The organism is Rothia amarae (assembly GCF_014705945.2).
Lineage (GTDB): Bacteria > Actinomycetota > Actinomycetes > Actinomycetales > Micrococcaceae > Rothia > Rothia amarae.
In genome coordinates this window covers 104,038-124,912 of the sequence record NZ_CP061538.1, presented here as the reverse complement: position 1 = coordinate 124,912, position 20,875 = coordinate 104,038, and the positions used below count along the sequence as shown (strand labels likewise).

General features: G+C 50.1%; 16 protein-coding genes and 1 pseudogene. 9 read left to right on the top strand and 8 right to left on the bottom strand.

The window, feature by feature from the left end:
• Window positions 1–14: 14 nt before the first annotated feature.
• From IDM48_RS00610 to IDM48_RS00590, 5 genes are all read left to right on the top strand, one after another.
• On the top strand, window positions 15–587 hold the full coding sequence (locus IDM48_RS00610) for a DUF2975 domain-containing protein (RefSeq protein WP_068167849.1): 573 nt from the start codon (window positions 15–17) through the stop codon (window positions 585–587).
• Between the two features lie 73 nt (window positions 588–660).
• A complete protein-coding gene (locus IDM48_RS00605; protein WP_190617569.1) occupies window positions 661–1,287 on the top strand; it encodes a DJ-1/PfpI family protein in 627 nt (208 codons plus the stop codon).
• Window positions 1,288–1,445: 158 nt separating this feature from the next.
• Window positions 1,446–2,822 carry an NAD-dependent succinate-semialdehyde dehydrogenase gene (locus IDM48_RS00600; protein ID WP_190617567.1) on the top strand — a complete coding sequence of 459 codons (1,377 nt, stop codon included), beginning with the start codon at window positions 1,446–1,448 and terminating at the stop codon, window positions 2,820–2,822.
• 34 nt (window positions 2,823–2,856) lie between these two features.
• The gene (locus IDM48_RS00595; RefSeq protein ID WP_190617565.1) at window positions 2,857–3,630 is read left to right on the top strand and encodes a nuclear transport factor 2 family protein; all 774 of its coding nucleotides are present in this window, start codon (window positions 2,857–2,859) and stop codon (window positions 3,628–3,630) included.
• A 227-nt stretch (window positions 3,631–3,857) separates the two neighbouring features.
• A complete protein-coding gene (locus IDM48_RS00590; protein ID WP_190617564.1) occupies window positions 3,858–4,139 on the top strand; it encodes a VOC family protein in 282 nt (93 codons plus the stop codon).
• 106 nt (window positions 4,140–4,245) lie between these two features.
• On the opposite strand, the gene IDM48_RS00585 is transcribed toward IDM48_RS00590, so the two are convergent.
• Together IDM48_RS00585 and IDM48_RS00580 are read right to left on the bottom strand one after the other, a co-directional pair.
• Complete coding sequence (locus IDM48_RS00585; RefSeq protein WP_190617562.1) at window positions 4,246–9,138, bottom strand: NAD-glutamate dehydrogenase; 4,893 nt, start codon at window positions 9,136–9,138, stop codon at window positions 4,246–4,248.
• Between the two features lie 222 nt (window positions 9,139–9,360).
• Window positions 9,361–10,137: a transposase family protein gene (locus tag IDM48_RS00580; RefSeq protein ID WP_087038209.1), complete on the bottom strand. Its 777-nt coding sequence runs from the start codon at window positions 10,135–10,137 to the stop codon at window positions 9,361–9,363.
• Window positions 10,138–10,542: 405 nt separating this feature from the next.
• Here IDM48_RS00580 and IDM48_RS00575 point away from each other — a divergent pair, with 405 nt between their 5' ends.
• A complete protein-coding gene (locus tag IDM48_RS00575; protein ID WP_202939890.1) occupies window positions 10,543–10,872 on the top strand; it encodes an ArsR/SmtB family transcription factor in 330 nt (109 codons plus the stop codon).
• 908 nt (window positions 10,873–11,780) lie between these two features.
• Here the strand turns inward: IDM48_RS00575 and IDM48_RS00565 are convergent.
• The 4 genes and pseudogenes from IDM48_RS00565 to IDM48_RS00545 all read right to left on the bottom strand — a co-directional run bounded on the left by IDM48_RS00565 (window position 11,781) and on the right by IDM48_RS00545 (window position 16,048).
• Window positions 11,781–12,350, bottom strand: coding sequence for a chlorite dismutase family protein (locus IDM48_RS00565; protein ID WP_101169397.1), 570 nt, complete (start codon window positions 12,348–12,350; stop codon window positions 11,781–11,783).
• Between the two features lie 278 nt (window positions 12,351–12,628).
• Window positions 12,629–13,318 (bottom strand): annotated as a pseudogene (locus tag IDM48_RS00560) (ISL3 family transposase).
• A 497-nt stretch (window positions 13,319–13,815) separates the two neighbouring features.
• A complete protein-coding gene (gene rsgA, locus IDM48_RS00550; protein WP_190617560.1) occupies window positions 13,816–14,871 on the bottom strand; it encodes a ribosome small subunit-dependent GTPase A in 1,056 nt (351 codons plus the stop codon).
• Window positions 14,872–15,124: 253 nt separating this feature from the next.
• Window positions 15,125–16,048, bottom strand: coding sequence for a ketopantoate reductase family protein (locus IDM48_RS00545; protein ID WP_151147065.1), 924 nt, complete (start codon window positions 16,046–16,048; stop codon window positions 15,125–15,127).
• Between the two features lie 346 nt (window positions 16,049–16,394).
• On the opposite strand from IDM48_RS00545, the gene IDM48_RS00540 reads away from it, so the two are divergent.
• From IDM48_RS00540 to IDM48_RS00535, 3 genes are read left to right on the top strand one after another with little or no spacing between them, the layout of a single operon-like run.
• Window positions 16,395–17,138, top strand: coding sequence for a hypothetical protein (locus tag IDM48_RS00540; protein ID WP_068167842.1), 744 nt, complete (start codon window positions 16,395–16,397; stop codon window positions 17,136–17,138).
• Window positions 17,102–17,563, top strand: coding sequence for an SGNH/GDSL hydrolase family protein (locus tag IDM48_RS11780; protein WP_141669310.1), 462 nt, complete (start codon window positions 17,102–17,104; stop codon window positions 17,561–17,563). Before IDM48_RS00540 ends, IDM48_RS11780 begins: the two co-directional genes overlap by 37 nt.
• Window positions 17,451–18,380, top strand: coding sequence for an LGFP repeat-containing protein (locus IDM48_RS00535; protein WP_358431425.1), 930 nt, complete (start codon window positions 17,451–17,453; stop codon window positions 18,378–18,380). The genes IDM48_RS11780 and IDM48_RS00535 overlap by 113 nt, the downstream gene beginning before the upstream one ends.
• Before the next feature lie 83 nt (window positions 18,381–18,463).
• On the opposite strand, the gene IDM48_RS00530 is transcribed toward IDM48_RS00535, so the two are convergent.
• Window positions 18,464–19,501 (bottom strand): glycosyltransferase family 2 protein, encoded by a 1,038-nt coding sequence (locus tag IDM48_RS00530; protein WP_068167838.1) that lies wholly within the window; start codon window positions 19,499–19,501, stop codon window positions 18,464–18,466.
• The gene (locus IDM48_RS00525; RefSeq protein WP_083147070.1) at window positions 19,498–20,805 is read right to left on the bottom strand and encodes a polysaccharide biosynthesis protein; all 1,308 of its coding nucleotides are present in this window, start codon (window positions 20,803–20,805) and stop codon (window positions 19,498–19,500) included. Before IDM48_RS00525 ends, IDM48_RS00530 begins: the two co-directional genes overlap by 4 nt.
• Between the last annotated feature and the right edge of the window lie 70 nt (window positions 20,806–20,875).

Sequence of the window (20,875 nt, the reverse complement as noted above, 5' to 3'; positions counted from 1 at the left end):
TAAGGAAAATAACAATGAACGAACCTGCCCAGAGCTCATATCACTCTCCCGAGCGGAGCTTTAAGTCTCCCCTCATCGGCTTTATTAGCCTTTCCATCCTTATCCCAATAACAGCCTTTCTCTACTGGCCTTACCCTTCACGAGAACCATTATGGGTCACTTCTTACGATATAGATAAAGCAGTTCGAACAACTCTCGATACTTCAGAGTTGCCGGGTCACATCCTCGCCCTGGCGTGGAGCTACCACCTTCTCCCCCTCGTCGTCGCAACTGCATTTTGCGTACTCATGGCACTGGTATGTGCAGCCTTCAACGAGCGGGCTCATTTCACACGCAAATCAATTAAATATTTCTCCTTTATTCGGTGGATTCTTATCATCGGACTTATCGCTTACTGGGCACTTGGTTTTATTCTTGACTCGCAAGTTCTCGCTATTTTCCAGAGCTATCCTCATGTCACCATCAACCAAGAATGGGCGAACGTTCCGTTCTTGAGCGGATTTCTGCTCCTCATGATTATCTATTTCATTGAAGGTGCACTACGCCGAGGCCTCGCTCTCCAAGAGGACGTCGACGCCACGATTTAGCTTCGGTATTTCGCTGCCGTCATTCAGGGCCAAAACCCTCAGATAGCCCATCACTTTCTTATAAGCTGACCTCATGCGCATCTCCATCGTTCTTTTTCAGGGTTTCGAGCTCCTCGATGTATTTGGACCCGCTGAGCTTTTTGGTTTTGTTGAGGGCTGGCAGGTTGAGTATCTGGCACCCACTATTGAACCAGTAGAAAGTGCGCAAGGTGTGCGCGTGGTACCAGACCGAACATACGCAGACTTTCTCAGTCAGAAATCTCATTCCACCCAGTTGCTCATGGTTCCCGGCGGACGGGGCACACGCCCGCTTACCGCTAATACAGGCTTTCTCGCCTGGCTCAAGACTGCCAGCGCGCAAGTAGATATTGTGAGCTCAGTCTGCACAGGGGCCGCCCTCCTTGCTTGCACTGGAATTCTCAACGGCCACCGAGCTACCAGTAATAAACGCGCCTTCGAATGGGTCAAATCATGCGGTCACAATATCCAATGGGAGCGCTCTGCTCGATGGGTGCATGATGGCAACCTCTGGACATCCTCCGGTATTGCAGCTGGCATCGACATGGCTGCTGCACTCATCGCAGAGTTAGTGGGGGAAGATGAACGCGATCGCATCTGTAGTCGCGCAGAAATTGTAATTACAAAGAACTCCAAGGATGACCCATTTGCGGGGGAGCCTACCGCTCTCGCATACAGCTAGGAAAACAACACCCCTCACACCTTTTTACTTTGCACATTTTTCACCCTCTCTAAATGCGACCCCACGCGCGCAACTGCAAAAACTTTCCTTGACTCTGTGACTTACATCATAAATGATAAGAGTTAACCGTGTCACGTTAAGCGAATGGAGAGCCAAAGATGAAAACCTACCGTGTAGAGAACCCCACCACTGGAGAAGTCGCTGAAACTTTTGATTTCGCCAGCGATGCAGACATCAAGGTAGCAGCCGAAACCGCCGATAAAGCCTTCACAACATGGCGCGATACCCCCATCGAAGACCGGGCAAAGATTGTTACTCGCGTTGCAGAACTTTTCGAGGAACGCAAAGATAGGCTCGCTAAAATTATCTCTCTAGAAATGGGTAAGCCCCTTGCAGAGGGTGTAGAAGAAGCAGAGTTCTGCGCCGCTATCTTCAACTACTACGCTGACCACGGCCCCAAGTTCGCTGCAGATGAAGAAATCCCCGTTGAGATGGACGGCAAAGCCTACATCCAACGCCGTCCTGTGGGTGTGCTTCTGGGAATCATGCCCTGGAACTTTCCCTACTACCAGGTTGCCCGCTTTGCTGCGCCCAACCTAATGCTAAGCAATACGATTCTTTTGAAACACGCGGAGATTTGCCCCCGCTCGGCTCTAGCTATCCAAGACATCATGAAAGAAGCGGGTGTCCCCGAGGGCGTCTATAAAAATATTTTCGCTACCCATGACCAGATTGCAGACCTCATTGCTCACCCCGCCGTACGAGGAGTCTCGTTGACGGGTTCCGAACGCGCTGGTTCTGCTATTGCCGCTATAGCCGGTGAGAACCTCAAAAAGGTCGTCCTGGAGCTGGGCGGTTCTGACCCCTATATCATCCTCGATACCGCCGACGTTAAACAGGCAGCTAAAGATGCCTGGGCAACACGCATGTACAATACCGGGCAGGCATGTAATTCCAACAAGCGCATCATCGTGATGGAAGATATCTACGATGAATTCGTAGATGAGCTCGTCAGACTTGCAGAAGCCATGAAACCCGGTAAACCGGCAGAGGCTTCGGAGACGGTTTTCACGCCACTTTCCTCTCGTTCAGCGGCAGAAAACCTCAAGGCCCAGATGGACAAGGCCGTAGAAGCGGGTGCCAACCTCCACACCGGCGGCACTTTGCTGGATGACTCCTCTTCTTATTTTGCCCCGGCTGTTATTACTGACATTCCGGTAGGTTCAGAGATTTACTATGAAGAATTCTTTGGCCCGGTAGCTACCGTCTTCAAGGTTTCCTCTGATGAAGAAGCCGTTGAGCTTGCCAATAACTCCCAATATGGGTTGGGCGGTTGCGTCTTCAGCGAAGACGTCGCTCGCGCCGGAAAGGTGGGCCAGCAGCTCGAAGTGGGAATGGCGAATGTCAATACCTACGCCGCCGAAGGCGCAGAGGTACCTTTTGGCGGGGTCAAAAACTCCGGCTACGGCCGCGAACTTGGCCCGTATGGCATGGATGAGTTCGTCAACAAGCGGATGTATTTCGTAGCAGACTAGAACCTCTCGCCACACCAGAGTTAGGGAGAAAACAATGGCAGATATTGGTCAACTCATTCTTGAAGCACATACCCGGCTATTTGATCAGCATGATACCTCGGTGCTGGATGAATATTTCGCTGAGGATTTTGTTGAGCATTCACCGTTGATTCCTGACGATGCCGCAGGTCTGCGAGCTTTCGTCGAAGACCTCAGTGAGAGCCTTAAGTACACCAACGCCCGGGTCATTACGGATACCGCAAATCATCTCGTGGCACTTCACGGACAGTTCGAAGGAATTGAGGAGACCCCATTTGTAGGCTTCGATATTTATCGGGTCCACGATGGAAAAATAGTGGAGCATTGGGACAACCTTGTTCCCGAGGCGGCGCCGAATCCAAGCGGACGAACCCAGCTCGATGGCACCACCGATCCTGGCGATGAAAGCCAGACTGAAGAAAATCGTAAGACCGTAGTGGAATTCTTTACACGCACGCTCATCGGCGGCGACTATTCAGGTTTTATTGATTACACCCAGAACGATCGGTTTTTCCAGCACTCTCCCGATATTGCCGATGGCGCGCAAAATTGCGTGGATTTTCTCCGCAAAATCCAGGAGGACGGCGAAGGTCTTGTCTACGACCGGATTCATCGCACCGTTGCGCAGGGTCAGTTTGTTCTGACTCATTCCGAAGGAAGCATCGGCGGAGTAAGGCATTCGTACTGCGAGCTGTGGCGCGTAGATAACGGAAAGATTGTTGAACTTTGGGATGCCATTGGAGAAGTTCCTGCTGATTCGGAGGCTCTGCATCAGCACGGTATTTTCTAAATTTCTCTAACATTTTAAGCGAAAACTGGTCTCGGAACATTTTGTTCCGAGACCAGTTTTATAAAAAGGGTCTTGTAGAAAGAACACCAAGAATGTAGAGGGGACTCTCACTCTGAACCCGCCGCATTGCACGCCGATAGATAAACCACGCCACCCTCTATCCTTCGTACATCTGGCTAATTTCTCGCTCAAACCGTTCGTAAAATGCGCCTCGGCGTAGCTTTTGCGTGGCAGTCACCAATGCGGCATCGGTAGCATCGATGGCCACCACCCTAAATTTCTTCACCTGCTCGCTCCGCGCCATTCAGCACATCGGCGTCACCGTTCCCGATTTCGACGCCGCCACCCAGTTCTTCAAAGATGGACTAGGCGCGAAGGTCGCCTACGATGGCCTGACCAAAGACGACGAGCCTCGCCAAGGTGCTGAGGTCGAACGTCAGCTTGGTCTGCCCAGTGGAGCAGCGATTCATAAGCAGAGGTTCTTGGTTATTGGCGCTGGCCCAGGCTAAAGCATGGGTGCCTGAAAAGCGATAAGTCGCCCCCTCTGGGATGCAAGAAAGGGTCAACTTTCCGTCAAAAAGTTGACCCTTTCTTGCACCTCAACGTAGAGGAGAACTAGGAGACCGCTCCACGCAAGGCGCGCAACGCTACCGAGAGCACTGCCAGGCGGGGGCGCCCGTCCTCACCGGGGGCAGCCTCAGCAATCTGAGCCAGCGTGGAGTCCACACGTTCCATACGAACGGGGTGTTCATTGACCCAGGTAGTGAGAATACCGTCGGCCTCTTCGGCAGATGCGGGAGTACGCTCCACGTTCTGGTCGCGTACGACGGCGAGCGCCAAAGCAGCAGCAATCTCGTAGAGGTCATCTCTCAGCGCCGAGCGTGCCAGGGTTTCCCAGCGGTCGTTGCGCGGCAGGTGGGAGATAGAGGTGAGCAGCTCATCTACTCCAAAGCGGTCGTAGACCGAGAAGTAGATGTGCGCTACCTTATCGACGTCGAGGTCATTGGCAGCGGCTATGCGAGCTACGTCCATGAGAGCGAAGCCTTCAAAGCTACGAATCCAGATGACCAGGAGGTCCTCGGGGATTCCCCATTCTTCTGCCTGGGTGCGCAGTACGTTTAGACGTGCGCGAGACTCGTCGGAGAGGTACTGAGGCAGGTCGCGGCGGAGATCCCGCACCTGGGAGTATTTCTGGATGAGTTCCTCAATAGGAGTTCCCACCACAACCGAGCGCTCGGTAATGAACCAGCGGACCAGACGGTCAAGTACACGCTGCCAATCGCGGATGATGGACTGCCATGCTTCCAACGGAGTGGAGGCGGGCAGGTCGCGGTGCATCTGCGCGGCATATCCGATATCAAACAGTTCGCGGGAGACGATGAAGGCGCGGGCAATGGCGTCCACCCCTGCACCGGTTTCTTCCTGTGCGCGGAATACGTGGGTGATCCCGGCAGTTTCTACCAGCTCGTTAGCGACGCGTGTGCAAATAATTTCCTGACGCAGCGGGTGGGATTCCAGGTGCTCGCCGAATCGCTCCACTAGAGCTGGCGGGAAGTATTCGCGTAGAACGCCCTCTAGGTAGGGGTCATCGGCAAAGGTGGTTTTCTCTAGCTCTTCGGTGAGGTGAATCTTCACGTAGGCAGCAAGAACGGACAGCTCGGGGCTGGTGAGCGTGATGCCGGTTTGGGCATAACGTTCTTCAATTTCTTGGTCGCTGGGGATGAATTCCACCTCGCGCACTAGACCTGCGTTTTCTTCGAGGTCATGAATCAAACGGATGTAGGCGCTGACACCGGGGATAACGCCGTGGCGTTCTGCCTGTAGTAGCACGTTCTGCTTGATGTTGGTTTCGAGAACCTGATGCCCAACATCCTCGCGGTGCGATTCGATGAAGGCGGCGCGCTCATCGGCGTCAAGAAGTCCGCGAGAGACCAGGCGGTCCACGAGAATCTTAATGTTGACTTCGCGGTCAGAGGTTTCCACGCCGGCGGAGTTATCGATGGCGTCGGTGTTGAGAATGACACCGTTTTCTGCGGCTTCGATACGCCCCAGCTGGGTCATACCCAAGTTGCCGCCTTCGCCAATGATGGTGGCGCGAACGTCGGCACCGTTAATGCGCAGCGAGTCGTTTGCTTTGTCGCCAACCTGCTCGTTAGTTTCGGTGGATGCCTTGATATAGGTACCGATACCGCCGTTGTACAGCAAATCTACGGGTGCTTTGAGGATGGCGGAGAGCAAGTCTGCCGGAGCCAGCTCGGTCACCGATTCATCCAGGCCCAGCACTTCGCGTACCTGCGGGGTGATTTCGATGGACTTTGCTCGGCGGGAGTACACGCCACCACCCTCTGAAATGAGTTCGGGGTTGTAGTCTTGCCACGAGGAACGGGGCAGGTTGTAGAGGCGCACACGCTCATCGAAGGCCGCGGCGGCATCGGGGTTGGGGTCCAGGAAAATGTCGCGGTGGTCGAAGGCTGCAACCAGGCGCGCTACCTTCGAGCGCATCAGTCCGTTACCGAAGACGTCACCTGACATATCGCCAATACCGACGACGGTGAACGGGTCGGTCTGGTCATCACGGCCCAATTCTGCGAAGTGGCGTTTGACCGATTCCCAGGCACCGCGTGCGGTAATGCCCATTGCCTTGTGGTCGTAACCTACCGAACCACCGGATGCGAAAGCATCTCCTAGCCAGAAGCCAAATTCTTCGGAAATGGCGTTGGCGGTGTCTGAGAACGCTGCGGTTCCCTTATCTGCGGCAACCACCAAGTAGTAATCTTCACCATCGCGGGCGATAATGCCTTCTCGGCGCACCACAGTTTCGCTGCCATCTTCACCCACCGAGAGGTTATCGGTGACCGAGAGTAAGGAGCGAATGAAGATCTTGTAAGATTCGCGACCCTCGGTAATCCATGCGTCACGATCCTGAGCGGGATCCGGCAGGTGCTTGGGATAGAAACCACCCTTGGCACCGGTAGGGATAATGACCGAGTTCTTCACCATCTGAGCCTTAACCAGACCAAGAACTTCAGTACGGAAATCTTCACGGCGGTCAGACCAGCGCAAACCGCCACGGGCTACTGAGCCGAAGCGCAGGTGAACACCCTCGACGCGCGGTGAGTACACAAAAATTTCGAACTTGGGTCGGGGCAACGGCGCAAAGTCGATTTCCTGAGGAGCTACCTTGATAGCCACACCGTAGTCGTTCAAGAAAGCGTTGGTGCGTAGCGTTGCCGCCATAACGGTTGCCATAGAACGCAAGAAGCGGTCGGCGTCCAGCGTAGGAATTTCCCCCAAAGCTTCCTGAATCTTTGTCGAAATATCCTGACGGGTGCTTTCACGCTCGTCCTCAGAGAGGTTCTTCTCGGGGTCAAAGCTGGTTGCAAAGAAGTCCACCAAAAGTCCGGTTACGGCGGGGTATGCCAGCAGGGTATCCGACATAAATTCGGGGGTGAACCCGCGGCCCAACTGACCCAGGTAGTGGGTGTAGGTACGCAGAACCGCAACGTGCTTCCAGTCGAGCTTTTCGGCGAGCATCAACCGGTCGAGTGAATCTGACTCACGGCGCTGTTGTAGGTAAGCGTTGAGGGCATCCTCGTACACATCGGCTACTTCTGCGGGATTGACGCCGGCGGGGAACTTCACGCCGAAGTCGTAGAGCAAGAAAGAGCGACCATCAGAAGGCTTGATTTCGTAAGGCTTCTGGTCAATAACGGTCAGACCCATATTTTGCATAACCGGGAGTAACTCGGTCAGAGTATGCGCCTGTGAGAGGTAGGTTTTGACGCGCGCGCCCTGCTCGTCCGTTGAAATGCGCACGGCAGCAGGCTTAGCGTCGTCGGTAGAGAGCGACTCAAAAATATCGATGTCTACAATCTGCTCATCCACGCTATAGTCAGCGCGGTAGGTTGCAGGTACAGCCTCAGACCAGGCGCTAGCACTCGCACGTCCTTCATCCCCAGGGTGAGCAGCTTCGAGTGCGGCAACAGTAGCCTCACCCCAAGAACGCACTGCACGCTGAAGGCGCTTCTCAATGTTGGCGGTATCCAGGTCAGGTAGCTCATGGGGGTTAGCCAGGCGCAAGCGGAAGAACAGGCGTGCCAGCGATGAGGTGGAGAGGCGAACCTCAAAGTCCTGGGAGTCTAGGTCAATTTCCTCGCGGAAAACCTGCTCAATACGCTGGCGAACACCGGTGTTGTAACGGTCGCGCGGCAAGAAAACGATAGCGGAAACAAAGCGGCCGAAATCGTCGGGACGCAAGAAAAGGCGGGTAGTGCGTCGCTCTTCCAAGCCCATGATTCCGCGGAAAATTTCGGTGAGCTTATCTACGTTTGTATGAAGTAGCTCGGTGCGCGGGTATGCCTCAATGATGCCCGTCAGGGTCTTGTCAGAGTGCGAACCAGGCTGGAAACCCAGACGACGGCGCACGATAGCTACGCGTTCACGCACCAGCGGGGTTTCGCTGGCAGGTAGGGAGTAAGCCTGCAAGGAGAACAGACCCAAAATAACGTATTCGCCAATCACGTTGCCCGAAGAATCGAAGTCGCGCACCCCAATGTAATCCAGGTACTCATGGCGGTGCACAGTGGAGCGAGAGTTCGCCTTGGTGATGTAAATAGGCTGGGGGTCATGGGCGTTCTCTGCGGAGAAACCGGTCACGGTGAAGCTATTGGAATCTTCACCCGCCAGCACGCCCAGGCCGGTTCCGGGGCGGTCAGTCAAAGTAACCTCTGAGCCTGAGCCTCTCAGATCGCGCTCTTTCACTCCCATAAACAGGAAATTACCGCGGGCCAGCCAACGCAAGAATTCCTGCACACTTGCCACGCGGGAGGCTGGATCAACCTCAGAATTTAGGTAGCCGGAGTAGTGCTCCGCCCCACCCAAGGTGATGTCCTGAAGCGGCTCCAGACCCTCGGCAATTTCTAACACACGTTGCGCCATTGCCGTGCTGTCGTTGGCAGCAAGCTGAACATCGCTGAGGATGGTGTGGACGTCAGAAATCAACTGGGTTCGTTCATCCGGGTTGAGGTAGGACGCAAGGCGAACCGAAATCCAGGACTCGATTGTTAGTTGAGTGTTTGAATCTGCGCGCTGGGAGATGCGTAGGGAAGGAAGAGCTGCGGTATCACCCGACGCCACAGGCTGTTCAACGCCGGTGGGCTGGATGGAAACGAGCTCACCATCGACAGTGCGCTCCACAATGAAAATGGGGTGGTTGAGCGAGGAAATTCCGCCGTATTTAGCGGCAATCTCGGCGGTAATGGAGCTGACCAAGAAGCTCATGTCGTCCGTTGCGATGAGCAGAATGCTCTGCGAGCCGTCCTCCATGACGTCTACCAATGCTTCGCCGGGTGCGCGGCGCGACGCCAATTTACGGTGCGCACCTGCCAGCTTTTCTAGTTCTTCTTGCGAGTAGCCCTGCAATTCTTCTTCTGAAGTGTGGCGGTAGTACTGACCGATCCACTCATCATTGCCTGACCAGGTGAAATTTGCGCCGTCTTGAGCGTGCAAAATATGCCTCCGAGTAAAAGGTTACGGTCACGCCGTTGTGACCCTGTGGTGGCGCGGTGAAAGCGCCGTCTCATATACCTTATCTGGTCGGGGAGAATACGGGAATCATGGCGCGGAAAGGTTTACCCAAAAGGTTGAGGATTCACCCAGCGGGCGCAGTAAGGGGAAGCCGACACATATAAGTACACCGTTAGTGCAAAAGTACAAGCTTGAGCATGAGGCTTATTCAAAAGTCCTCCCAGCCGCATAAAACACCAACCCCCGAACCACCGCAAACACCCGCCCATACACGCTCAGCGGCCGCCGGAAACCTGTATGCAAAACCCGCCACGTCTTGACCTGCGCGATAACCCGCTCCACCACCGATCGGCGTGAATTAATGAACCTGTTCACCACCTTCACATCTGCAGGCATCCTGCGGGCTTTGCTGCGTCTTACTGGGGTGGCCAGCCCCAACCCGATGTAACCCTTATCAGCCAAAGTGCTCTCATCAAGATATCTTTCCAAGCCATGATGCTTGAAGGCATAGGCATCATGCCTAGCGCCAGGGACCGGGTCAGTGATGGCCAGTAGTTTCCCGCCCAGGGTGCAAATCACTTGATGGTTGAAACCGGCTCGTTTATGCTTACCAGAAAAGTTTGTTTTTCCTAGTGAACGCCAGTTCCAGGTGGGAATTAGGGTGCCGTCGATAACCAGTGAACCAGGGATTTTCAGGCTGTTTTCTATAGACTGTTCTAGCGGCCTGAGGGCTTTCTCAAGTGCTTTTTCAACGGTGTTGAGGGTCCGTGAGATGGTGGGCTGGGAGGTGTTGAAGATTTCTGCGAGGAGTTCTTCGGTGAGGTTGTGTCGGTGGTAGAAAAGGGTGACTTTAAGACCCTGGGCCAGGGTTAGTGCTGGTGGTCTTCCGCCTGGTTTTGCCCAGGTGATATGAGAGGTGAGGGCTGTCAGTAGCGTGGTGAATTGCTGAGGTGTGAGCCCTGTTGTACGCTGGTGGAGCAACGGTTCTTCCGGTATGGCTTGAGGTTATTTGTAGTGATTTAATCCTCTTATTTTTGCCGCTGGTGGGGCCGTTGTCTAGTTGGTGGGGTGTGGGTGTGTTCCTACTTTTGAATAAGCCTCCATGTATTTTTGCGCTAACGGTGTACTTTTTGAGCAAGAGCCCCGAGTTATATTTATCGGGTCTTCGGAATATATAGTGGAATTAGCATTTTGATAATTCGAAAAAAATAGTGGTTAAATCGGATTGTTTGGTGGAATGCTAAGGAAAAATAATAATACCACAAAATTATAAATCAAACACGGGTGATCACGGGTAGGTAGTCAAACAAGAGGGAATTATATTTTATCTTATTAAGGCGTTATAATTTACTGATAAAAAGATGCTCATATATGAACTTCAGGTTCTTGACACAAAAACCAAAACTAACGGAACGCCCCTTATTAGATACAGAGAACGCTGAAGGTTTAAGTGAGACCTTTAAAATACTTTCTAATGGGACACGGATTAGAATACTGCATACCTTGCTTCGAACTCCAAATGCATCTGTTAGCGAGGTGGCAGAACAGCTTGAAATGAAACCTCAATCCATTTCCAACCAACTTCAACGATTGGTTGATAAAGGCATCGTTCGCAGTATTCGTGAAGGCAATTTTATTCGGTACCGAATTGTTGATAATTGCGTCGTTAGTCTATTAGATCGAGGTTGGTGTTTAACCGAAGATTTACCTAAATAATAAGGAGGTGTTTAGTATGGAAAAATGTGCGAGACCGAACTGTAATTGTCTTCTTGGGGAAACAAAAGTAGAAGAAGCAGGAAAAGTTTACTGTAGTCAAGAATGTGTAGACAACTGTACTGATGAAGTTTGCGAGTGCAAAGATTGTAGCTGTGCAACTGCATAATTTAATAATTGTAAGGTTATCCCGTGTAACTATGGGATAACCCTTTTTTATTGTAGGATAGTGAATGATAGGCTTTTTGTTTTCAATCATATAAATGCTTTATGAGATTGATGTTAGTAAAATAATTAGCAATGATAATTTCAATTGTAGAGTGATAATAAAGTTGTTTAATTTTAATACCTAAAAACGTATAACCCCGTCCTAGTATGGGAACGGGGTGAAAATAAAGTTATTTAACTTTTGATGAAGATGACTTCATTGCACTTAAAAATATAACAATAAAGTCGTTTAAATCTAGGAGTTTTATTCAACAATCGCGCCCGTTTGCTTAAACATTCTTTTTAGATGAAATTTTCACAGTCATTATGATTCCTATCACTAACTCAATAATAGCCAATCCTAATACATACAATCCAATTGATGGGAGCGATAAGATCCCTAAAACAATATGGAAAGCCATTGCAATATATAAGCCTAGTGTTTTTTTAGATAAATACTAAAAACTGCATAGATTAACACGGCTACCATAAGTCCGACAGCGACATAAGAAATCCAGTCAGTAAAAATCATTTTAACCTCCCTTTCCTCAACAATATGGCTCTTATGTACAGTACAATACGGGCGCTGATCCTTATTCCGGAAGTGCGCTCTTATATGGAATAAGAAACTTTATATATCGCCAATTCTCTCTAAACGGGCTCATAAATCAATGACTTTTGATGGTTACTTTAATCGGCGGCTTTCAGTTGATGGAAGGTTTATCTAGGACTAGCCTAATATCCACTTCTCGAACTACGTACTTCCATTCTGGAGATTCTCGAAGAATAGACACTAACTCTTCAAACTCTTCCGAATGGGCGGGCGAATACTCAAACCAGGTAAGAAAATCAAATGGTTCGCCAACAAGATCATGGGAGTGGTACAGCTGACGCGCGATGGCCGGTAAATATCTTAATCCTATCGTGATATGTTCAGATTGTGCTTCCAATATTGCACGTCTTTCGTCTTGTGCAAGCTCCCACCAAGCTTCAGATTTTTTTATCGGAATCAAAGCGGCGCATGTATCTCCCTCCCTACCCAAAGGAGGTGATTTAGCATCCAATTTTTCTTTCTCCTGGCGTGTGGTATACCACAAATTGCTTGTAACACCGTGTAGTACCCACTTGGTTTCGGCCTTCGATGGCATAATAAATTCATTGACTATTTCCAAGCGGTCTATGGGTTCCAGACCATTCCCTGTCACGCTGTTGATGGACACAACCTTCCACGACCCATTATATCCACCAATAAATGAATACATTTTATTTGACATAATATTCCCTCCCTATCCAATCATATTTTATCAGGTAGATTATTAATTCCGTCTCCCCCAGCACCTTTACTCTAACTCTATCACAATTAACAGCATATTCCTTCACAATCGATTATTATTCTATCCAAATACACGAAAATTTTCCTCAAAAATATGGCCCGATTGCTGTATAATCTTATATTACCTTACCACAGTAACCCCCTTTAGATAAAGCATATCCAAAGAGGCAAATGGTTTAACTTTTTTAGGATAATCGGAAAATAGTGTGGAAAGAGGGTTTAAAATGTACCCTCTTCTATAGCCTCAGTCAGTGTGGAAAAATCAGCACCATAAATTTCTTCATACACCCATTCATAACCAGTTTGTGACCAACTTGGGAATTGATCAGGTAACATTTTTCCGAAAGTAACTTCAACTTTTTTGAATTTCTTTTTCTTTTTAACTTTACGATAGCCTTGAGTAAACAAAATCTTTGCTCTAAGGACTTGAAAAGAGTAACCACGACCAACATGGTTCATTGTCTTAATTAAACGATTCAGGGACTCCGTATAAGCGTTTGTAATGGGAGAATTGAAATAATTGAATATTTCTTCTTCCCAATTATTCATAGCCTTAATCAGATCTTCAAAATAAGTCATTAATTCTGTAGGTACATTTGAAAGCCAATTTTGATAGAGTTTATAGGCATCGTTGATTGATTTGGCTTCATAGATGTCAAAGAATTGCTCTTTGAGCTCATAAGCCTGTCCAAGCAATGGAAAGTTTTGAGTCCATATTTGTAGCTTTATCTGGTCATCAAAGTCTGTTAAGTCTTTACTCCTTGTAAGAAGCACATAACGATCTCTCATAAGTTGTCTGCGTTCTTTTGCTGACACATTTTGACGATTAGCTTATCGGATTTTCTCTAAGGCTTCATTGGCTAATTTAACGACATGGAATTTATCAATTTCGATTTTGGCATGTGGCATATTGTTTCTCCTTTAATTCTAAAAAGTTTGTTGGGAGTAGGCATTAGTAAGCACAAAAAAATCACGTGTTAGTAATTACTTCCATCATACTACTAAACACGTGATTTTTAAATAACTTTTTTATGAATTAAACAACTTTATTATAAATTAAACGACTTTTTTATTACTTAACATCAATATCAAATCTATATTTAATACTATAACACCACAGAGTAGTAAAGGATGAACAATATGTCAGACTTATTATTACTACCAGATCTTAAAACAATAGAACCACCACAAGAAAATGAATCCGACATGATGTTTAAAGAGGAAGCCACGATTTAATTCAAGTGCATTCAGCAAAGCTATGTTATACGATAGTTTCAATTCGTATCAAATAACAGACCGAGACAAAACAGGCAACTATGGTGTAGATTTTTCCACATTTATTAAGAAATTGGAAAAGAGTAACTTATAGGCCCTTTTCCACCATAAAATCCGAATACCCTATTTATCTAGCTCTTTTTGCGGAAATTCTTAGTTTGTTGCTTCCACTGTTTTCGCTGTTCTGCCATTTCGCGCGGGTTATTCCTTCTGCGCTGGTAGGCAAGTTCTCGCTGAACGCCCTGCCAGCTTTCCAGCCGACGCGCGGGCAATTCTCCGGCGTCGATGGCAGCTTCAACGGCACAGCCAAAATCACCGTCATGCTGGCAATCGGAAAATCGGCAATGATTCGCTAGAGCAGAAATATCGGCAAAAGTTTCTTCTACAGCGCTATTACTGACATCCACGGTCAAAGAACGGATGCCAGGAACATCCAGCATGACGCCGCCACCAGAGAGCATGTAAAGCTTACGAGTAGTGGTGGTGTGGCGTCCTTGTCCATCGCGGCGAACTTCGAAGGTGGTGGCATCTGTTCCCTCTAACGCATTCAGAAGGGAAGTCTTTCCCACGCCCGAGGCACCGAGCATAGTGGTCGTGCCCTGAGAAACAAGCTGCGAGATTTCCGACAGCCCCTCCCCCGTTTTGACGCTACAACAGATAGTTTCTACACCGACTGAGACGTTTTCTATTCGGCTCATTTCCTTGGCAAGATTCTCGCAGGCATCAATTTTTGAAAGAACAAGAACCGGAGTCGCTCCCGAATCCCAGCCCATAATCATGAGCTTTTCAATAGCTTTAAGGCTCGGCGGTTTTTCCACTGAGACCACTAACAGCACAGTATCGATGTTCGATGCGAGCGCCTGCCTACTCAGCCCGTCTGCGCTGGGACGAGCGAGCTCGGTATACCGGTGGGCGACGTTCACAATGGTGGTTGTTTTATTCTCTTGGGTGACAAGCACCCAGTCGCCCGCTGCCGGGGTGTGAGGTAAGTGATGAGAGAGATTCGCGTTTTCTAAGACTATTTTTTCGTCGACGACGAGCGCTACTTCGGCATGGTTGCCGTGAAGTATGATGACTCGCGCTAGTAGTTGTGTTTCAGCGCGTGACTCTGTCTCAAAGACCAGGTGGCGCCCTTCAGAAAGCCCGAGGGTGTGCAAAAGTTCGGCGGTTTGTGAAGAATTTTTCAACAGGTATGTCCATTTCTTATGGCATGTACAGGGTAAAGAACCCGCCTGTTGAGAAACGTCAGAATGGCTGACGGAGATAAGTGAGCCTACCGGGCGCTTACGGTGAGCGAAGAGAACAGGCGGATAGATTGAGAGCGCGCTGAAACTGCGAATGTGCTCATGGTGTCCGCCTTTCTCTAGATGTTTTGGCTCGCGAGGGTAAGCCTGGTTCAATTATGCCCGCAGTCTTTGAACCCGGCAAGGGGATCTATCTCTAGCCTTTATCCCGCGCGATCTCCTCGCGAGCGAGTAGCACCCGATACATAAAGTTTTGAGTAGGGGCCTCAACTCCCACGGTGTGCGCCCGTCGGACTACTTCGCCGACCTGGTCTTCTAGTTCAGAAGGTCTACCCTCTGCGAGGTCCCGTTGCATAGAGGACGTCGTAGCTTCTTCAAATCCATCGGTATAGATCGCGAATATATCTGCAATATCGCTCTCGGTCACATCCACCCCGTGCGCGCGAGCCACCTGTGCACACTCGTCCATCGAATCGCGCACCATCTGCCGCGTACTTTCATGAGAGCGAGTCTGCCCCACAGAGAGATTGGAAACAGCTCCTACCGCTCCATACGAAGAAATAAGCGCCAGCTTTTTCCACAGCGCCCGACGAATATCGTCAGTTCCCGTCAGGTCAATCGGAGTATTTTTAAACAGGTCGATAACGGTAGAAAGACCTTTTCCATTACGGGATACAAATTCTCCAGCTACCAATTTGGCTTCGTGCCCCAGGAGCTTGACAACGCCTGGGGCAGTTCGCTGGACAATCACCACGCAGGTACTCGCCACTATGGAAGACTCTTCCAAACATTCACTGGCGTTCTCTGGGGCAGTAATGCCATTCTGCACGGTAAGTATTGCCGCGCCAGAAGAAATTTTGCCGCGGAGGTCTTTGACTACATCGGGAATCTGCCAAGCTTTAGTTGCCAAGATAACCACGTCGACGTCGAGCGACTCAGGTACTTCGGTAAATATGCCGGAGAGAGCTACCACTTCGTTAGTCTGGTGGGGGCTCTGAAGAGTGAGTGTGGGTTCGCCCCATTCGCTCCTGGTTTTTAGATAGATTTCGTGCCCTGCTTGTGCGAGCCTGCCCGCGAAATACAGACCCATTGCGCCTGCACCATAGACAAGAACCTTCATGACTACTCCCTTGTAAGCGAAGAAATTCTGATGGTTGCATCATATCTTGGCTTCTGAACAGACCGTACACCGCTACTGCAAAAGTACAAGCTTGAGCATGTATTTTTGCACTAACGGTGTACTTTTCGGAGGAGCCTTTGCTGACTGTCTTCCTATTTTGAGAGGATCTACAGGAGGAGAAATATCCAGATTTTCGTCTTGTCTTTGCGCCCTGCGCTCTATTATTAGGAGTGAGTCGAGTCTATCTCTCTCACACATTTTTCCTTTTTGTTCTCTAAGAAAGATCCCCCTTATGTATTCATCTGCTTTCTGGTGAAAAACCTCAGTTACTGCCGCCCTTGCTTGCATGGTAGCAGCACCCCTTTTCGTATCCCCCGCGTTCGCTGCCCCTCAGCCGAGACCCACCCAATCTGTTCCTACTCAACCATCCGCTGCGGAAAGCGTCCCCGCCGATGTGAGCGGTTACGACGGTGAAGTTCCCACCCACAGTAACGAAAATATAGAGGCGGACCGCATTCAGGTTTCAGCGGCGGCAGCAGCCGACCCTATCGCTGACATGGATAAAGTAGCCAGTAACTGGGGTTTTGGTACCGCGGTCTCCGCGAATATCGGCATCGGTAGCGGATACTGGGTGAAGTTCTTTCAGCAGGGAACCGTAGTATATTCGCCGGGCAAGGGTTCTGTTCCCATGGCGAACGAAGTGTACCAGCGATGGATTCATGAGACGCGCGATGGCTGGGGCCAGCCTCTTTACTCCGAGCGAAGTGACCGGGGCATTAAGACCTATTCCTCTAACGGCGCGTACGTTTTAGACACCAATTCAGGGCTTATCATGCGCGCTGATCAGCACATTGGCGCCGGTGACATTCTGACGATTGGTGACTCCCAGGTATGGAGAGACTCGTGGGTAGGTAAAGGCATCAGAGATGCGGGATACACCCCATGGTTCTACCGCTGCGGTGGCACCGGCATGGTTGCTTCACGACCAGATACTGGCTGTCGTAAAAACTACGCAGACGGTACTTATACCTATTCCAATGGAACCCCGACCCCATTAGCGGAGACATTAACTACTTCAAGGGCGTTGTAGAAAACCGGTGGTTACTACCCGATGGCGCTCCTCGGGCGATCTATATTCAAGGATCAGGTAACGATGCCGGAAAATCATTTGCAGAAGTAAGTTCTAACGCGCGCCAAATCGTTCAGAAGCTCAGAAAAGCTTATCCCGGGACTCAAATCATTTTGACTGACCCGCTTTCGCAGAACATCCCTGACCATGCGGCACGAGCTGCACTGGCAGAAAATTTGCGCAAGTTTGCTCAGGAAGAAAACCTCACTTTTATTTCATATAAGTATTGGGTCAGTGACTATCAGGTTCAAGGTGGTCTCGAAGATGCACTACATTTTGCCGATAAGAATCAGTACCTTCCTCGCCCCGCATGTGAGAGACTCCCTGCAGGCGGCTCTTCGCGGCTTTACGTTGAAGGGTGGAGTAGGTCAATTCCATGCAGATAACTTGGGAACTTCGCGTTTTGGTGTGCCGGTATCTAATGAAATCGCTTTACAGGATGGTGGGGTCTATCAGGCTTTTTCTAACCGCTACAGCATCTATTGGACGCCGCGCGAAGGCGCTCATTCCGTCAAGTTCTCGGGGGCGCTCGGGCAGGCGTATAAGAATGCCGGTTACGAGCGCACCTCGGGTTACCCCTATATGGAGGAAACCTCTATCCCAGGCGGAGCGATGCAAAAATTCCGCGACGCTAACGGCCAGGTAAGTGCTTTCTACTGGTCACCTGCTTTTGGTGCGTACAAGGTGTGGGAGGGTGGCGCTATTGGTAGCCGGTTCACTCGCGACGGCGGAACTGCAACCTATGGCTTCCCCACCGAAAACGAGACAGCATTCGAAAATGGCACCCGTCAAGTTTTCAACCTCAACGGTAAAGAAACCCGCATGTACTGGGCACCTAATACTGGGGTGCATGGCATGAATGGGAATGGTTCTATTTTCAAGAAGTGGGTTTCTTTGGGGCACGCTCCGAACATGGGTTTCCCGGTCACCGAAGAGATTTCCGCAGGTAATGGCGGCGCCGTCCAGTACACTCGCACTGCCGATAACCGCGAATTTGGTTTCTTCTGGTCAGCGAGCACTGGCACGCACGTCATGAATTCTAAGGGCGCTCTTTACTACCACTTCATCAACAACGGATATACCTCTACTTTTGGTTACCCGGTTGAAGATGAGCATGTGGAAACCGACGGGCGTATCCACGTGAAATTCAGCAAGGGCCAGGAATTGACCTGGAGTGCTTCGGAAGGCGTACGGGTGCACTAACCGTTCTCTAGTGCGTTGAGGTGCAAAAAAGGGTCAACTTTTCATCAAAAAGTTGACCCCTTTTTGCACCTCAACAAAGGGATTTACGTGGTTGAACGACGCGCGGTAATTTTGTTCAGCAGCCTGGTCACATGGGCAGTGTTACGCACCAAACCCATATCCAATGCCAATAAGAACTGTGGAATAACCTGCGATAACGCCGAGTTAATATTCACTTTTTGCACCCCGGCGTCAATGTATTTATTTTTGCGCCATGAAGAACCAAACCGCTGTTTAAGCGTGCGCAGAATGCGGTCGTAATCGGCAGTAGTGGCATCTGCAAAACCAATGAGGCGATAGGATTGCCCCACTCCCAGATGCTCAAGCATGAGATACTGTAGTTCGTCTTTGTAGCTGTGGGCTCTATCGCCAAATTTTTCCCAGAGAAAATCTAGCGCAGGATAGATATCAAAAATAGCTGATTTGCTGGAATTCATAATCGAATTATTGACATCGATAACGTAGTTATACACGTAATCTCGCACCACATAGATGGTGTTCGATAGTGAAGTCACGTAGGGCATCAGCGCAAGGTCTTCGTAGATGCGTCCAACGGGAAAACGGTTTCCTTCGTAGAGCTCTGCTTTGTGAATGCGCGTCCACGATGCAGGCTTTGAGAGGATCAGACGACGGCGCGCCTCTTCTTTGCCGAGTTGGTCAAATTCGGGGCAAATATCGAGCTTTTTTACTAATGCCCCGGTGGCATCGACCAGGTTGATATTGAAAAATATTGAGTCCGCCCCGCTTTTCATACCGGGTAAGACTTTTTCTAAATAGGTGAGTTCCCAGGTGTCATCAGGATCCAGGAAAGTCACATATTCACTGTCTTTAACCAAGTCAAGACCGGAATTACGGGCTACTGACACTCCCCCGTTTTCTTGCGAGTGAACTTCAAGCCAGGGGTAGTTCTGCTCATATTCGCGCAGAATCTGGGCAGTGCCGTCCGTCGAACCATCGTCAATACACAGAACCCGTAACTTAACCTGATCCAGAGCGGTCTGGTGAACCACGCTTTCCAGGCAATCACGCACATGCTTTTGCATGTTATAAATTGCCAAAATAACAGTAAGATCGTACCTCATAGGGATTCCTTAGATAAGGGGCGAGCGGGAGCGATAGCAAGCCCAGCAGTGTGGATAATAATCCCCGCCAAGGGTCCAGCAAGCAATGCCACGATGGATCGATCAATGATGCTAAACGGAGTGAAAAGCATAGCAATTGCAACGATGGCAGTGGCACCCCACCCTGCAAAGTAGAGCTTGTGATGGTTGGACGCCAACGTGGCGGTACCGGTAAGAACAACTACCGCCATGAAAGCAGACGCGAAAGTAAGTGCACCGAGTTCAAACCCGGTGAGAATTCCACCCTGTTTAGGATAAAGCAAGCTGAAGAGGAAAGGACCAACAAGGTAGGCAGCAATTGCTCCTATCACTCCAATTCCCAGGAGAACGCCTGCTGGTTTCATAAGTGCTGCTAGCGGGCGGTGTTGCTGTTTGAGAAAGGCTGAGATGGCCACGCCCTGAAACATTTGCAGGGGGATCATAATAGGTGCGCGAGTCAGGCTGATTGCCGTAATGGTAGCTGCCAACAACGCGATTTCTTCTGCAGATTCGATATGACCGGTGGTCCATTTGAGGAGAACCGGGAAACCGGTGACCATGATGGCGTAGGCGGTAGAAGTCAGAATCGCCCACGCCATTTTCTGACTAGCTCCACTGAACGAATCATGGATACGAGCGCCCCCTAGAATCGGGCGGTAGTGTGGGAAAAAGGCTAAGAGAAAAATCCACAAAGTAACCGGGGCAATCGCGGCAAATTGAAATCCCCATAAGGTTCCGGCGAAGAGGGCGACCGCACCGGTAAGAACCAGACGCAGAACCGACTCGGTGCCGCCGAGCCATGCAAAAACAGACCAGTTCTTTGTGCCAGCCGCTGTACCTACCACTGCAACGTGGCATGCGTAGAGCACAGCACCGACAGCAATAACTAGAACAGAGGCAAAGAAATCTTTACCCAGAACCTTTTCACCCCAGAGAAAGGACGTGCCTACTAAAAGCACCGCAATACATCCACCCAGAAAAGCGGCAACGGGAAGAACACGAACTGTTTGAGGCAACTTTGTCGCAACTACCGCAGAAGATTCAGCTCTAGCACCCGTGGCGCGCGTGACCTCCTGCTGAATACCCAAGATGGCACCGAAGACACCAAACATAAGTGACCAAAATAGAAGGAACTGTGAATAAGCTGCTTCGGTCAACACACGGGACACAATAATCGTTACGACGAAAACCGCAGCAGCTCCAATAATAGAGGACGCCGTAATTCCCAAGGACTGCCCTCGGGTAATAACCTGTTCCCCTGGTTCAGCTACAGGATTCTCGCTCATCTTTTCTTCCTCTTTTTTCATAGGCATATAACCCGTTTTCCCTAGCTATTATTCGCAAAAAAGAGCCGTT

Coding starts and splice junctions, on each gene's coding strand:
- IDM48_RS00545 (WP_151147065.1), bottom strand. CDS start 16,048: ATGAAGGTTCTTGTCTATGGTGCAGGCGCAATGGGTCTGTATTTCGCG.
- IDM48_RS00565 (WP_101169397.1), bottom strand. CDS start 12,350: ATGTCAAATAAAATGTATTCATTTATTGGTGGATATAATGGGTCGTGG.
- IDM48_RS00605 (WP_190617569.1), top strand. CDS start 661: ATGCGCATCTCCATCGTTCTTTTTCAGGGTTTCGAGCTCCTCGATGTA.
- IDM48_RS00540 (WP_068167842.1), top strand. CDS start 16,395: ATGGTAGCAGCACCCCTTTTCGTATCCCCCGCGTTCGCTGCCCCTCAG.
- IDM48_RS00610 (WP_068167849.1), top strand. CDS start 15: ATGAACGAACCTGCCCAGAGCTCATATCACTCTCCCGAGCGGAGCTTT.
- IDM48_RS00530 (WP_068167838.1), bottom strand. CDS start 19,501: ATGAGGTACGATCTTACTGTTATTTTGGCAATTTATAACATGCAAAAG.
- IDM48_RS00595 (WP_190617565.1), top strand. CDS start 2,857: ATGGCAGATATTGGTCAACTCATTCTTGAAGCACATACCCGGCTATTT.
- IDM48_RS00600 (WP_190617567.1), top strand. CDS start 1,446: ATGAAAACCTACCGTGTAGAGAACCCCACCACTGGAGAAGTCGCTGAA.
- IDM48_RS00525 (WP_083147070.1), bottom strand. CDS start 20,805: ATGAGCGAGAATCCTGTAGCTGAACCAGGGGAACAGGTTATTACCCGA.